Raw genomic sequence first — 13,910 nt, 5'->3', positions numbered from 1 at the left:
GATCCCTCGTACTGGACGTGCGCGTTTCGCGCGGGGCTCACCGTCCAGTATCCGGATCTGTTCCGGCGGCGGCATGTGGCGTTGATCATCACCGTTTTTCGCCTATTCCGGTCAAAAGGTGTTCGGGGCCGGTGGAATTGCGTCCGGAATCGGCCGCTCGCCGCAATTCGTGCCACGCCCCCGGTTTTGCCGGAGCCCGTCGGCGCGCGTTTCCCTGACGCCCCGGGAAAAAGCCCGGAGCCTTCCGCGTTGTTCCCGGTGTCAGGGCAGGGTGAGCACGCGCGGGCCGTCCTCGGTGATGGCGATGGTGTGCTCGACGTGGGCGGCGCGGCTGCCGTCGCCGGTGAGCACGGTCCAGCCGTCGTCGGCGGTGCGGATGTCGTCGCGGCCGGCGGCGAGGAACATCGGCTCGATGGCCAGGACCAGGCCGGGGCGCAGCGGCGTGCCGCGGCCGGCGGGGCCGTCGTTGGGCACGAACGGGGCTTCGTGCATGTCGCGGCCGACGCCGTGGCCGCCGAGGGGGTCGGGGATGCCGTAGCCGGCGCTGCGCCCGACGACGCCGATGGCGCGGGAGATGTCGCCGATGCGGGCACCGGGCCGGGCGGCGGCGATGCCGTCGGCGAGGGCCTGCGCGGTGGTGTCGGCCAGCCGGGTGTCCTCGGGGCGGGCGGCGCCGACGCTGAAGGTGATGGCGGCGTCGCCGACCCAGCCCTGCAGGCGGGCGCCGCAGTCGATGCTGACGAGGTCGCCGTCGGCGAGCCGCTGTCCGTTGGGGATGCCGTGCACGATCGCGTCGTTGACCGAGGTGCAGATGGTGCCGGGGAACGGGGTGGGCGCCCAGTTGGGCCGGTAGCCGAGGAACACCGGTTGCCCGCCGGCGTCGGTGATCGTGGTGTGCGCGAGTTCGTCGAGCTCGCGCAGCGTGGTGCCGGCGGTGGCGTGCTCGCGGACGGCGTGCAGTGCTCGGGCGACGATGCGGCCCGCTTCGCGCAGCGCGTCGATCTCGGTGGGCGTCTTCAGTTCGATCACGTGCGTCTCTCCACACCACTGGACCCAATAACTATACCGATATTAGTATCACGGCCATGGTGCGTGTGCCGCTGAACGAGCAAGAACGGCAACGAGGCGAACTGCTCGGCCAGGCGCTGCGGGAAGCCCGCGGCGCGCGCAGCATGGTCGAGATCGCCGCCGCGTCCGGGATTTCCACCGAAACCCTCCGCAAGATCGAGAAGGGCCGCATCCCCACCCCCGCGTTCTTCACCGTCGCAGCGGTGGCCGACGCGGTGGGACTGTCGCTGGACGAGCTGCGCAAGAACGTCGCGACGACACAGGAAGCACAACAGCGCATGTCGGCGTGACCCGGCCGGACCGGGCATAACTCCCCCTTGAAACCGGCTGAAAACAGGCCGGCTCCGCGGACCCCCGGACGCCGGGCGACGATCCGCTTCGGACAGTCCACATCGGACACCAATGGTGGCGACCCTTCGTGTCCGCGCATGCGTTTCCAGTTGACCCCGCCACACCCTCCGCATGCTGCGACGGAGATCACAAGCGGGCACCCGTGTGGTGCGTACGCTCCGGCAACCGACCGGTAACCCGCCGGGCGCATGGACCGTCCGACACGAATTCATGACGAATTCGCTACGATTCGCCGGCCGGGTCGGGGACAGGACAACAACCGGCACTACACGAACGGAGTGACCAGTTGCCCGCCGAGCACCCCGACCCGTTGCGCCGCTGGTGGTGGCGGACCCCGCTGGCGGCACGCCTGCTGCCCGCCGTCGCACTGCTGACCGCGACCGGCGCCGGCGCCCTCAGCGCCCTGCCCGCAGGCAGCCAAGACGTCGCCACTGCGCCGCCCCCGCGCGCCCCCGTCGACTACGTCGCGCCGACCACCACCACGGCGGTCACCACGACCACCACGGCCGCGGCAACCACCGAGCCGGAACCGGTCGCACCCCCGACTACCAGCAGCAGCCGGAAACAACCCACCACCACGGCGGCACCGGTCACCACGACCAGCAGCCGCCCGCAACCCACCCGCGCGCCCATGCCCCCGCCCCCGGGCTGGGATCACGGCCGGCCCACCACCACCTCCACCGGCGACGACGACTGGGTCCCGGAAGTCACCGAAGGCGAACGCTGCTCCCGCGAAGGCGACGTCGGCCGCACCTCCTCAGGCGCCGCCGCCAGCTGCGAACGCGACGACCACGGCAAGCTGAGGTGGACCACGCAATGGTGAACAAGAACAACCCCGGCACCGACCGCCACCACGCCAGCGCCCTGCGCATCCTGGAAAACGGCCCCCACGCCCCGCAATGCCCCCACGGGCACGGCCCGCTGACCACCATCACCGACCCCACCGCGCCCACCGGCGTGGCGATGGCCTGCCCGCAATGCGGACAACGCCGCGGCATGGAGATCACGATGCTGCGCACCCTGCTCAACCCAGAGAACGCCGACTTCGACCAGCCGCTGGCGACCTCCCCCACCGACAAGCCCGCACCACCGGCCGTCACCAACACCGACACCGCGGCGCTGGACGTCACCGCCGAAATCCCCCGGGTACAACCCGAAGACACCGCCCGCGAACCCCTGGGCAAGATCACCGCGCACCACACCCGCGACGACGCCGACGGCGACGAAGCGGACCTCGACCACATCCCGCCGCCGCCCCGCGGCCACCGACCCGACGGCACCATCCGCACCACCGGCTGGCTCCAGCTGGGCGCACGGACGATCAGCTCCGGGCTATGGGCCGCACTCGCCGGCGCCGCACTCGGCCTCGCCCTCACCGACCTCAACACCTGGCTGCCGCTGATCCTGCCCGCAGCCGCCTACACCCTCTGGTTCGCCACCACCCGCTGGATCCGGCCCGCCTCGGCCGCCACCAACCTCGAACAGGTGCACGCCGACGAGCTCCTCCCCGGCGACGCCATCCGCATCTACGGCCCGATCGGGCCCGTCGGCATCGTCGACCAGGTCACCCCCGCCACCAACGAGCAGGTCCTCGTCCGCTTCACCGGCGGCACCCAGCGCTTCCTGCCCGCAGCCGCCCGCTGCCACCTCGTGGCACTGCGCAACTAGCCCCGCTCAGCGATCCGGCGAACCCGTCGTGCCGCCCACGACGGCATCCGACTTCGCGGCATCCGCCGGCGGCACCAACCCCGACACGTCCCCACCGGTGTCGTTGACCTTCAACACGAACGGCCTCGTCTCGGTGTAGCGCACCACGCTCACCGAACACGGATCCACCACGATCCGCTGGAACCCGTCCAGGTGCAGCCCCAACGCATCCGCCAGCACCGACTTGATCACATCGCCATGCGTGCACGCCAACCACACCGCATCCGCACCGAACCGGCGATCATGCGCCCGCACCGCGGCCACCGACCGCGCCTGCACCTGCGCCAACCCCTCGCCACCCGGGAACACCGCCGCCGACGGATGCTGCTGCACCACCTTCCACAGCGGCTCCGCGGTCAACTCGGTGATCTTCCGGCCGGTCCACTCGCCGTAGTCGACCTCCGCCAGATCCGGCTCCACCACCGGCGAAAGCCCCCGCTGCGCGGCCAGCCCCGCCACCGTCTCCCGGCACCGCTGCAACGGCGACCCCACGATCCCGGCCAGCGGAACCCCCGCCAACCGGTCCACCAACCCGGCCGCCTGGCCCACCCCGGTCTCGTCCAACCCGACGCCGGGCGAACGCCCCGCCAACGTACCGGCACCATTGGCCGCCGACCGCGCATGCCGCAACAGGATGAGAGTCGCCACGCCCGCCGACTGTAGGCCCCACCCCCGCGCCACCCACCACAACCCCCGGCAAACGAAAACGCGGCCGGCACCCGACGGTGCCGACCGCGCTCCCCGATCACCGGATCACGGCTGCATGACGCCGAAACCCAACAACCCGAACACCAGCAGACCCAACGCGATCCGGTACCACACGAACAAGTACACGCTGTGCCGCTCCACGAACCGCAACAACCAGGCGATCACCGCATACCCGATCACCCCGGCCACCACCGTCGCCACGACCATCTGCGCCGTCGTCGGCTGCAACCCGTACGGGCTCGGCTCGAACACGTGCGGGATCTCCGACAACCCCGCCGCGAACACCGCCGGAATCGCCAGCAAGAACGAGAACCGCACCGCCGTCGGCCGGTCCAGACCCAACGACAGACCAGCCGTGATCGTGCCACCCGACCGCGACACACCCGGGATCAACGCCAGCGCCTGCGCGAAACCCATCACCACACCATCGCTCAACCGCAACCGGTCCTGCGACCGCCGCTGCTGACCGAACCGCTCCGCCAACCCCATCAGCACACCGAACACGATCAACGTCGTACCCGTGATCCACAGGCTCCGGAACGTCGACCGGATGAAGTCCTGGAACAAGAAACCCAGCACACCGATCGGCAAACTACCGACGATCACAAACCAGGCCAGCCGGTAATCCTGCGTCCGCCGCACCTCGGCATTCACCAAACCCCGGAACCACACGCCCACCAACCGGACGATGTCCTTCAGGAAGAAGATCACCACCGCCAGCTCGGTACCGATCTGCGTCACCGCCGTGAACGACGCACCAGCATCGTCACCGAAGAACAACTTCGACACGATCGACAAGTGACCGGACGAAGAAATCGGAAGGAACTCGGTGAGCCCCTGGACCACGGCCAACACCATGGCCTGCAACCACGACAACGAAACCCACTCCAGCACGATCGCGGAAACTCTTGTGCGCCCACCAGCCACCGGCCGCCGAGCCCGAAGCCCAAATCTTGCAGCATTCCCACCACCCGCCCTCCCCCACCCCGGGCAACCACATCCCACCAGGTCAGCGAACGACTGATCACAGCGAGCAACGAAAAACCCGGCACCCACCAGCACCACGAACCGAACTGTGATCCGGAACACCCAGAACCAGACCCGCCGCAGCAGCCTCACCACCCACGACCGCCACAGGCAATACCCTCACCCACCGTGGAACACCGACAACTCGGCCGCAGCGGCCTCCGCGTCTCCCGACTCGCCCTCGGCACCATGACCTGGGGACTCGACACCGACGCCGACGAAGCCGCCGACCAACTGTCCACCTTCCACGAAGCCGGCGGCACCCTCATCGACACCGCCGACGTCTACCAGGACGGCCACACCGAAGAAATCCTCGGCGACCTCCTCACCACCCAACTCCCCCGCGACGAAATCGTCCTCGCCACCAAAGCCGTCGCCCGCCGCAAACCCGGCCCCTTCGGCGGCGGCGCCTCCCGCGGCGCCCTCCTCACCGCCCTCGACGGCTCACTGCGCCGCCTCCGCACCGACCACGTCGACCTCTGGCAACTCCACGCCTGGGACCCCTCCGTCCCCCTCGACGAAACCCTCTCCGCCATCGACACCGCCGTCACCAGCGGCCGCGTCCGCTACGCCGGCATCTCCAACTACGCCGGCTGGCAACTCGCCACCGCCGCCACCCACCAGAACGCCCACCCCACCCGCACCCCCCTCATCGCCACCCAAGCCGAATACTCACTCCTCGAACGCGGCATCGAACGCGAAGTCACCCCCGCCGCCACCCACCACGGCCTCGGCCTCCTCGCCTGGGCACCACTCGGCCGCGGCGTCCTCACCGGCAAATACCGCAACGCCACCCCACCCGACTCCCGCGGCGCCACCAGCCACCTCGCCAGCTACGTCGAACACCACCGCACCGAACGCGCCGCCCGCATCGTCCAAGCCGTCCTCACCGCAGCCGAAGGCCTCGGCTCCGCACCCGTCCACGTCGCCCTCGCCTGGGTCCGCGACCGCCCCGGCGTCACCGCCCCCATCCTCGGCGCCCGCACCAACACCCAGCTCAAAACCGCCCTCGCCGCCGAAGACCTCACCCTCCCCCCAGCCATCCGCGCCGCCCTCGACGACATCAGCGCACCCGACCAGAGCTACCCCGAACGCAACCCCGCCCAGCCCTGACACCCCGGGCCAACCACCACCCGACCGACCGAATCAGGGATGCTGGAGCCAGCAACACGCACCGCAACCCGCGGGGCACGCGGCACCAAGGAGGACCCCCGTTGCGTCGGCTGGCCATCATCTGCCTCTCCGCAGCCCTGCTCACCGGCTGCGGAATGGACACCACCAGCGACCCCCTCCAGGTCACCGACACCCTCACCGCCGCAACACCCGCCACCGCGCCCCCCGCAACCACCCCACCAGCAGGAACCGTCCACCCCGCACCCCCCGTGCAACACGCCGCCTACGACCGCGACACCCACACCCTCGTGCTCGCCAGCGGCCCCCAGCTCACCCTCGTGGACACGCGCACCAACACCCCGCGCACCCTCACCCTCCCCAGCGCCCCCGCCACCCTGCGCACCGAACGCGGCCAACTCACCGCCGCACTCCCCGACACCAACCTCATCAGCCGCATCGACCTGCGCACCGCCACCGCACAACCCACCCAGGTCCCCGGCGGCCCGGTCGACGCCATCGACCTCGACGGCGACCGAACAGCCGTCATCCTCCGCGACACCGGCACCGTCACCGTCCTCCACAACGGCACCCCCACCGCCACCACCGAAAAATTCCAAGGCCCGGCACAACTGCTGCCCACCCGCAGCGGCATCGCGGTCCTCGACCGCCTCGCCACCGCCATCACCCCCATCGACCCCGCAACCGGCACCAAAGGCGCAGGTCTACGCGCCGGACAAGGCGCCACCAACGCCATCACCGACCGCTACGGCCGCATCCTCACCATCGACACCCGAGGCCAAGAACTCCTCGCCTTCAGCACCGACCCGCTGGTCATGAAACAGCGCTACCCCGTGCCCGGCGCCCCCTACGGCCTCGCCTACGACCCCACCCGCGACCTAGCCTGGATCACGCTGACCGCAACAAACGAACTCGTCGGCTACGACATCGCCGGCGGCGAACCCCAGGAACGCCACCGGCTGCCCACCATCAGCCAACCCAACGCAGTCGCAGTCGACCCAGACACCGGAGACATCTACATCGCCTCCGCCAACGGCGCCGGCTACCAGGTGGTGAGAGCGTGAACGCAGAAGGAACCGACACCGAAACCGACTGGGAATACCAACCGCTGCGCCTCCCACCAGGCGTCACCCGCTGGAGCGCAGCGACCCAACTCAGCATCCACGCCGAATTCTCCGGCTGGGAACTCTCCCGCGTGCTCCTCTACGCCGACGGAACCCGCAAGATCTGGCTACGCCGCCGCCGAACCACCCCCGGCGTACCCGGCCTGCTCACCTGACCCGGTCACGGCACCCGCAGCAACCACTCCCGCGTCGCGAACTTCGACTCCACCAACTCGCGCGCCCGCTGCCGCTCGCCCTCCGACACCGGACCATCGGACAACCCGAACCGCCGGCGGAACCCCTCGATCAACCGCTCGATGATCACCTCACGAGCCAACCCCGTCTGCCGCCGCAACGGATCCACCCGCTTCTTCGCGCTCGAGATCCCCTTGTCCGACAACTTCTCCTTCCCCACCCGCAACACCTCACCCATCTTGTCCGCATCGATGCTGTAGGACATCGTCACGTGGTGCAGCACCGCACCCGACACCAACCGCTTCTGCGCCGCACCACCGATCTTCCCGCCATCCGACGCGATGTCGTTCAACGGCTGGTACCACACGTTCAACCCCAACTCCCGCAACACACCCAGCACCCAGTCGTCCAGGAACGCGTACGACTCCGCGAACGTCATCCCCGCCACCAGCGAACCCGGCGCATAAAGCGAATACGTCACCGTGTTCCCCGGCTCCACGAACATCGCCCCACCACCGGTGATCCGCCGCACCACCTCGACCCCATGCCGCTGCGCACCAGCCATGTCCACCTCATTGCGCACCGACTGGAAACTCCCGATGATCACCGCCGGCGCCGCCCACTCCCAGAACCGCAACGTCGGCGCACGCCGCCCCGCCGCCACCTCCTCGGCCAACACCTGGTCCAACGCCATGTGCATCAACGGCGCCTGCGGCCCATCGTGGACCAACCGCCACTCGTGATCAGCCCAATCCGACGCACGCGTCAACGCCCGCCGCACCGCGACCCCGACCGCCTCCGCATCGAAACCCACCAACCGCGCACCAGCAGGCAACCCGCTCCGGACCCGCGCCGCCAACTCCGCCCCATCGGCATCCGCAGGCGCCCCCGTCAACGCACCGTTGATGTCCTCCAAAGCCTCATCCGGCTCCAAGAAGAAGTCCCCGCTCAACCGCACATCCGCCAGCCGACCGTCCACAACGTCCAGATCGACCACGACCAGCTTCCCACCGGGAACCTTGTACTCACCGTGCACCGCACACCCCTGCCCTAGACACCGACGAACCGGACAACATCACACGACCACCGCTATTCCACCGCACCCGAAAGGCAGCCCGAGTGACCACCGAACTGCTCACCGGCGCGCTCCTCGCCGACGGCACCGGAACACCCCTGCACCCCGCCGAAATCCTCATCCAGGACGACCGCATCACCGCCGTCGAACACCCCGGCACCCTCCCCACCGACACACCCCGACGCGACCTCACCGGACTCGTCCTCGCCCCCGGCTTCATCGACGTCCACTCCCACGCCGACAACGCCCCACTGCTCACCACCGACGACACCACCAAGATCCTGCAAGGCGTCACCACCGAAATCGTCGGCAACTGCGGCTTCAGCCTCGCACCGCGCAGCACCCACAACGCCGACACCCTCGCCACCTTCCTGCAACGCCTCTTCCCACCACTGGACTTCACCTGGACCGGCTTCCACGACCTCTTCGCCGCCACCGACGCAGCCGGCTACGTCACCAACTACTGCCCCCTCATAGGGCACGGCACCCTCCGCATCGCCGCCCTCGGCATGGCGGACACCGCCCCCGACGACAACGCCCTCCGCACCATGCGAACCGCCCTCGAAGAAGGCATGACCGCCGGCGCCTTCGGCCTCTCCAGCGGACTCATCTACCCACCCGCCGTCTTCTCCACCACCCGCGAACTCACCGCCGTCGCCGAAGCACTCGGCGGCACCGGCCTCTACGTCACGCACATGCGCGACGAAGGCGACGCACTGCTCGAATCCATCGACGAAGCGCTCCGCATCGGCGCCACCGCGGGACGCACCCACCTGTCCCACCTCAAAGCCACCAAACCAGACAACTGGGGCAAGATGCGGCCCGCCCTCGACAAGATCGACCAAGCCCGCAACACCGGCCACGACGTCGTCCAGGACGTCTACCCCTACACCGCGTCCTCCACCATGCTCACCGCCCTCCTCCCCACCCCGTACCTCGCCGGCACCGCCGAACAGACTCTCGCCCGCCTCCGCAGCAAGACCGGCCGCGACGACCTCGCCGCCACCATCGGCGAACGCACCGCCTGGGACCGCATCCTCATCGCCACCACCGCCAGCCACCGCCACGAAGGCCGCACCATCGCCGAACTCGCCGCGCACCACCGCACCGAACCCGTCGACGCACTGATCAAGGTCCTCGTCGACGAGCAACTCCGCGCAGCGATGATCAACTTCTCGATGCACGAGGACGACCTCGAACTCGCCATGACCGACCCGCACACCATGATCGGGTCCGACGGCCTGCCACCCGGCACCGGCGGCAAACCGCACCCACGACTGACCGGCACCTTCCCCCGGGTCCTCGGCCGCTACACCCGCGAACGCGGCGTCCTCACCCTTCCCGAAGCCATCCGCCGGATGACCTCGCTGCCCGCCCGGTGCTTCCGCATCCCGGACCGCGGCGTGATCGCCCCCGGCCACATCGCCGACCTGGTCGCCTTCGACGCCGACGCGGTCACCGACATCGGCGACTACCAGGACCCGATGCGCCCACCGGCCGGCATCCCCTGGGTCTGCCAGGCCGGGCGAACCGTCGTCGAGAACGGCGAATACATCGGCCCCCGCACCGGAATCCGTCTGACACCGAAACCCTGACCCCACCGCCCCGGCGACCCGGAATGCCACAGACGAGACCGGCCAACAACTCCGCGAACACCGCCGGCCGGCGCACGCACCTCGAAGGGCTTGTCCGGCGTCAGCCGAGCAGTTCCGGCACGGCACTCGCGACAGCGCTGATCGTCAGACCGCCGACGCTGTTGCCGACCAGAATCCCCGGTCCAGCAAGAGGAAACCCCTAGCCGTCCATGCGGTTTGGCGTGTGCACGGCAAGTTCCGGCGCATGATCGTAGATTTAATTTCAATCTACACTGATATCATAGAAGTTAATTCTATACACGTACTCCTCCCGACCGGGCGATTTCCGATCAGCGATCGCGGGTCGCCATGCGATCTCCCAACCCGAGAAGCACCATCAGGCAATAACTTCCGCTTCGAGAGGAGCCGGGCATGACGCTCTCCGACCACTTCGCCGCCCCGCAGCAGCGAACCGCCTCCCCCACCCCGGACTTCGGAGAACTCCGCGTGCCCGCCCAGGACCGAGTGGAAACCACCCCCGCCGCGGATCACGACGACCACGACGAGAGCCACCTGATCCGCGGCTACGACTGACCGGAACTCCTCCCCTCCCGCACCGGCCGTTACGCTCTGGAAGTGGCAACCGATCTCTCGCTGGCCATCGGCCAGCGCTCGATGGGCGACCCGGACATCGCCTACCCGCTGTGGCCGCCGCTGACCGCCGGCTGCCCCACCACGAGCACCGACGAGATCGCCTACCCGGTCGAGGTCGACTACGACTACGACCGGGTCCCGCCAGGCCTGTTCCAGCACGCGACCGGCACCGGCCTGAACCGCTGGGCGCCGCTGCTGCCACCCCTGACCGCCCCGGGACTGGCCGAAGGCGGCACGCCGCTGGTGGAGATCGCCGACGGCACATTCGTCAAGGACGAAGCGCGAAACCCCACCTGGAGCCACAAGGACCGGCTGAACCGCTGCACGGTGAGCGCCGCCCTCGGCTCGGGCGCAGACGGGATCGTCGTCGCATCGTCCGGCAACCACGGCGCATCCGCCGCCGCGTACGCCACCCGCGCCGGGCTGAAGTGCGTCGTGCTCACCTCGGCCGAAACCCCGCCAGCGGTCACGTCGTTCCTGCGGGCCTACGGCGCGATCGTGCTGACCGTACCCACGGAAGCGCGTTGGCCGCTGCTGCGCCGGATCGTGGCCGAAACAGGCTTCCATCCGGTCAGCAACATCACGACTACGCACACCGGACACGCCTTCGGCCCCGAGGGGTACAAGACCATCGCGTACGAGATCTTCACCGAACTCGGCGTCCCGGCGGCGGTGTTCGCACCCACCGGGTACGGCGAGCTGCTCTTCGGCGTGTGGAAGGGATTCGCCGAGCTGGCACGCCTCGGCGTGGCGACCAAGACTCCCCGGATGTTCGCCTGCGAGCCCGCCGCGGGCGGCCCGTTGGCCCGCTCCCTCGCCGAAGGACGCCCGGCGGCGGAAGTCGAGGTCGCCCAGACCGCCGCCTACGCGATCAACTCCAAGGTCAGCGGCTACCGACCGGTGGCGGCGATCCGGGCCGGCGGCGGCCGCGCGCTGCTGGTGGACGACGCCGAAATGACGCGGGCGCAACACGATCTGGCCCGCGCGGGCCTGTGGTACGAGATCTCCGCGGCCGCCGGACTCGCCGGCTTCCGCCAGGCGCGCGACCAGGAGGAGTTCGACGGCCCAGTGGTGTGCATCGCCACCTCCAGCGGGTTCAAGGACATCGGCGTCGGGACGCAACGGCCCGAACCGGTCGATCCGCGCTGGGACGTGGTGCGCCGGCACCTGCGGTCCTCCGGCATCGCATGCTGAACCGCGCATCCACAGTGGATCGCCCCGGTCAGCGGCGGAACTCGTAGATCGCGCTGACACCGGCGTCCGACGGATCATCGGACTCCAGGTCTCGCTCCTCGACCAGCTCGAACCCCGCCCGCTCCAGCGCCCGGCGGGACGCCTGGTTGTCCGCTTGCGGCACCGCGACGATCGCCTCGACGTCGTCGTAGAGGCCGAACACCAGCTCCGTGAACGCCGCGATCGCCGACGGGCCGATCCCGAGCCCGCACCGGCCGGGCATCCCGATCAGGTAATCGACGCCGGCCGCCGCCGGAATCCCCACGAGCGCGTCCCACTCCGGTTCGTCCGCCATCCGGTAGCACTGGACCATCCCGACCCGCTCCCCCGCCACGTTGATCACGAAGCAGCGCGCCGGATCCACCCCGTCCACGGACGGGCCGTACTCCTGCTCCACCAGGTCCGCCGTCGGCTCCGCGCCGCGCCACCACTCCCGCACGTGCGGGGCCGACAGCCAGCTCTGCAGCAACCCGAAATCCTGCCGCGACAACGGATCGAAACGCACCGACCCGACCATTCCCACTCCCCGATTCACGAAAACCATTGCGGAGCAAGGCTAGAGAGGTCCGCTCCGGCTTCCTAGCGGTTTTTCCGGTAGGTGTCGGCGTAGTGCTTTATTTCATTCAGTACTGAAATAATAGATTTTAATGATATCGGAGGTTCGCCGAGTGCTGAACTCCTGGTGGTCGTCCCGGACATGCCGCAGCATGAGCCCCATGACCGACTTCCGCTTCTCCTACAACATCTTCGGCCTGGAAGAGCCCACGGCCTTCGCCGAGACCTGCCGCCGCGCCGAGCGGTACGGCTACGACGCGGTGTTCGCCGCCGACCACCTCGGCATCGCGTCCCCCTTCCCCACCCTCGTCGCCGCCGCGCAGGCCACCGAACGGCTCCGGGTCGGCACCCTCGTGCTCAACGCACCGTTCTGGAACCCGGCGTTGCTGGCCCGCGAGATCGCCACCACGGACGTCCTCGCCGGCGGACGTCTCGAAGTCGGCCTCGGCGCCGGCCACATGAAGTGGGAGTTCGACGAGGCGGGCATCGAGTGGGAACCGTTCGGCAGCCGCGCCGAACGACTGCGGGCGACCATCGACGAGCTCGGCCGCCTGTTCGCCGCGGACGGCTACGAACAGCAGGCGGCCATGCGCGAGAACTTCGGCATCCCGGTCCTGCACCCCGTGCAGCGCTCCGGCTTCGGCGGCTACGGGCCACCGCTGATCGTCGGCGGCACCGGCGACCGGATCCTGCAGATCGCCGCCGAATCCGCAGACGTCATCGGCATCGCCGGGGCTTTCCAGGTCAAGGGGCAACCGCCGGGAACGCTGCGCATCGGCACGGCGGCCGAAGCCGACGAACGGGTCCGCTACGCCCGCGAACGCGCCGGAGATCGCGCCGATCGCGTGCAGTGGCACGCCTTGACGCAGGTGGTCGCGATCACCGATGACCGAGCGGCCGCCGCCGAGAAGCTCCTGGAGCGGTACGGCTCGATGATGACCGCCGACGAGCTCCTGGAGACGCCGTTCGCCTTCATCGGCAGCGTCGAGCAGATCGCCGACCAAGTGCTGCGCAACCGCGAGCGCTACGGCTTCACCTACTACACGGTGCACGGTCCGTACATGGACGCCTTCGCGCCGGTCATCGAGCGGGTCCGCGCGATGACCGGCTGAGCCCCGGCAACCGGGACAACGAGCCACGCGGCGTTTGCCGTGGGCGCTACGGTGATCGCCATGGACGTGGTGAGTGCGACCGTAGGGCTGCCCGTCAGCGAGCTCGCAAGATCGATCGAGTGGTACCGAGAGGTCCTCGAGTTGTCCGAGCCCGATCTCGAACCCGCCGAGGGCGTCGTGGAGTTCCGGGTCGGCCCAGTCTGGTTGCAGCTTGGTGAAGAATCCACCGTCCGCTCCGGCGCTGAGGTCGTACTCCGGTTCGGTGTGGCGGATGCGAGCGCCCAGCGGGAGCGGCTCGCGGCCATGGGCGTGGCCGTGAGCCCGCTCGAGCATGTACCGGACGCCGTCGACTACTTCGACTTCAAGGATCCTGACGGGAACGTCCTGAGCATGTACACCGAACTGGGCTAGAGCATCG

The 13,910-nt window shown here is 69.3% G+C and carries 16 protein-coding genes; 11 read left to right on the top strand and 5 right to left on the bottom strand.

Annotated features, from left to right (window positions below):
* Nucleotides 1-261: 261 nt before the first annotated feature.
* Entirely contained in the window at nt 262-1,029 is a 768-nt protein-coding gene (gene map / locus AC07EQ_RS04225; protein WP_478386486.1) for a type I methionyl aminopeptidase, read from the bottom strand.
* Between the two features lie 56 nt (nt 1,030-1,085).
* Here map and AC07EQ_RS04220 point away from each other — a divergent pair, with 56 nt between their 5' ends.
* From AC07EQ_RS04220 to AC07EQ_RS04210, 3 genes are all read left to right on the top strand, one after another.
* Nucleotides 1,086-1,358: a helix-turn-helix domain-containing protein gene (locus tag AC07EQ_RS04220; RefSeq protein ID WP_478386485.1), complete on the top strand. Its 273-nt coding sequence runs from the start codon at nt 1,086-1,088 to the stop codon at nt 1,356-1,358.
* Between the two features lie 347 nt (nt 1,359-1,705).
* Nucleotides 1,706-2,242: a hypothetical protein gene (locus AC07EQ_RS04215; RefSeq protein ID WP_478386484.1), complete on the top strand. Its 537-nt coding sequence runs from the start codon at nt 1,706-1,708 to the stop codon at nt 2,240-2,242.
* The gene (locus AC07EQ_RS04210) at nt 2,236-3,087 is read left to right on the top strand and encodes a hypothetical protein (RefSeq protein WP_478386483.1); all 852 of its coding nucleotides are present in this window, start codon (nt 2,236-2,238) and stop codon (nt 3,085-3,087) included. The genes AC07EQ_RS04215 and AC07EQ_RS04210 overlap by 7 nt, the downstream gene beginning before the upstream one ends.
* 6 nt (nt 3,088-3,093) lie before the next feature.
* Here AC07EQ_RS04210 and AC07EQ_RS04205 read toward each other — a convergent pair whose 3' ends face one another.
* A complete protein-coding gene (locus tag AC07EQ_RS04205; RefSeq protein ID WP_478386482.1) occupies nt 3,094-3,774 on the bottom strand; it encodes a histidine phosphatase family protein in 681 nt (226 codons plus the stop codon).
* A gap of 105 nt (nt 3,775-3,879) precedes the next feature.
* Nucleotides 3,880-4,701, bottom strand: a complete 822-nt coding sequence (locus AC07EQ_RS04200) for an undecaprenyl-diphosphate phosphatase (RefSeq protein ID WP_478386740.1) — start codon at nt 4,699-4,701, stop codon at nt 3,880-3,882.
* A 288-nt stretch (nt 4,702-4,989) separates the two neighbouring features.
* Between AC07EQ_RS04200 and AC07EQ_RS04195 the strand changes: the two genes are divergently transcribed.
* The 3 genes from AC07EQ_RS04195 (at nt 4,990) to AC07EQ_RS04185 (ending at nt 7,270) form a co-directional block, all read left to right on the top strand.
* The gene (locus AC07EQ_RS04195) at nt 4,990-5,973 is read left to right on the top strand and encodes an aldo/keto reductase (RefSeq protein ID WP_478386481.1); all 984 of its coding nucleotides are present in this window, start codon (nt 4,990-4,992) and stop codon (nt 5,971-5,973) included.
* Between the two features lie 101 nt (nt 5,974-6,074).
* The gene (locus AC07EQ_RS04190; RefSeq protein WP_478386480.1) at nt 6,075-7,055 is read left to right on the top strand and encodes a YncE family protein; all 981 of its coding nucleotides are present in this window, start codon (nt 6,075-6,077) and stop codon (nt 7,053-7,055) included.
* The gene (locus AC07EQ_RS04185) at nt 7,052-7,270 is read left to right on the top strand and encodes a DUF5703 family protein (protein ID WP_093263387.1); all 219 of its coding nucleotides are present in this window, start codon (nt 7,052-7,054) and stop codon (nt 7,268-7,270) included. Before AC07EQ_RS04190 ends, AC07EQ_RS04185 begins: the two co-directional genes overlap by 4 nt.
* 5 nt (nt 7,271-7,275) lie before the next feature.
* On the opposite strand, the gene AC07EQ_RS04180 is transcribed toward AC07EQ_RS04185, so the two are convergent.
* Nucleotides 7,276-8,325, bottom strand: a complete 1,050-nt coding sequence (locus tag AC07EQ_RS04180) for a lipoate--protein ligase family protein (protein ID WP_478386479.1) — start codon at nt 8,323-8,325, stop codon at nt 7,276-7,278.
* Nucleotides 8,326-8,408: 83 nt separating this feature from the next.
* Here AC07EQ_RS04180 and AC07EQ_RS04175 point away from each other — a divergent pair, with 83 nt between their 5' ends.
* The 3 genes from AC07EQ_RS04175 (at nt 8,409) to AC07EQ_RS04165 (ending at nt 11,786) form a co-directional block, all read left to right on the top strand.
* On the top strand, nt 8,409-9,959 hold the full coding sequence (locus AC07EQ_RS04175) for an N-acyl-D-amino-acid deacylase family protein (RefSeq protein ID WP_478386478.1): 1,551 nt from the start codon (nt 8,409-8,411) through the stop codon (nt 9,957-9,959).
* Between the two features lie 411 nt (nt 9,960-10,370).
* Nucleotides 10,371-10,532: a hypothetical protein gene (locus AC07EQ_RS04170; RefSeq protein WP_478386477.1), complete on the top strand. Its 162-nt coding sequence runs from the start codon at nt 10,371-10,373 to the stop codon at nt 10,530-10,532.
* Between the two features lie 42 nt (nt 10,533-10,574).
* Entirely contained in the window at nt 10,575-11,786 is a 1,212-nt protein-coding gene (locus AC07EQ_RS04165) for a threonine synthase (protein ID WP_478386476.1), read from the top strand.
* 28 nt (nt 11,787-11,814) lie between these two features.
* On the opposite strand, the gene AC07EQ_RS04160 is transcribed toward AC07EQ_RS04165, so the two are convergent.
* The gene (locus AC07EQ_RS04160) at nt 11,815-12,330 is read right to left on the bottom strand and encodes a GNAT family N-acetyltransferase (protein ID WP_478386475.1); all 516 of its coding nucleotides are present in this window, start codon (nt 12,328-12,330) and stop codon (nt 11,815-11,817) included.
* A gap of 211 nt (nt 12,331-12,541) precedes the next feature.
* Between AC07EQ_RS04160 and AC07EQ_RS04155 the strand changes: the two genes are divergently transcribed.
* Together AC07EQ_RS04155 and AC07EQ_RS04150 are read left to right on the top strand one after the other, a co-directional pair.
* Nucleotides 12,542-13,492 carry a TIGR03621 family F420-dependent LLM class oxidoreductase gene (locus AC07EQ_RS04155; protein ID WP_478386474.1) on the top strand — a complete coding sequence of 317 codons (951 nt, stop codon included), beginning with the start codon at nt 12,542-12,544 and terminating at the stop codon, nt 13,490-13,492.
* 60 nt (nt 13,493-13,552) lie between these two features.
* Nucleotides 13,553-13,903: a VOC family protein gene (locus tag AC07EQ_RS04150; protein ID WP_478386473.1), complete on the top strand. Its 351-nt coding sequence runs from the start codon at nt 13,553-13,555 to the stop codon at nt 13,901-13,903.
* The last annotated feature ends 7 nt before the right edge of the window (nt 13,904-13,910 follow it).

It is taken from the genome of Saccharopolyspora sp. NPDC045839 (assembly GCF_056431645.1).
Note: the sequence above shows the minus strand (reverse complement) of the source record. Positions and strands in the feature narration are given on the sequence as shown.

What these genes read in the sequence shown, in the direction of transcription:
- AC07EQ_RS04155 (WP_478386474.1), top strand. Translation starts at nt 12,542, where the DNA reads ATGACCGACTTCCGCTTCTCCTACAACATCTTCGGCCTGGAAGAGCCC.
- AC07EQ_RS04150 (WP_478386473.1), top strand. Translation starts at nt 13,553, where the DNA reads ATGGACGTGGTGAGTGCGACCGTAGGGCTGCCCGTCAGCGAGCTCGCA.
- AC07EQ_RS04220 (WP_478386485.1), top strand. Translation starts at nt 1,086, where the DNA reads ATGGTGCGTGTGCCGCTGAACGAGCAAGAACGGCAACGAGGCGAACTG.
- AC07EQ_RS04210 (WP_478386483.1), top strand. Translation starts at nt 2,236, where the DNA reads ATGGTGAACAAGAACAACCCCGGCACCGACCGCCACCACGCCAGCGCC.
- AC07EQ_RS04170 (WP_478386477.1), top strand. Translation starts at nt 10,371, where the DNA reads ATGACGCTCTCCGACCACTTCGCCGCCCCGCAGCAGCGAACCGCCTCC.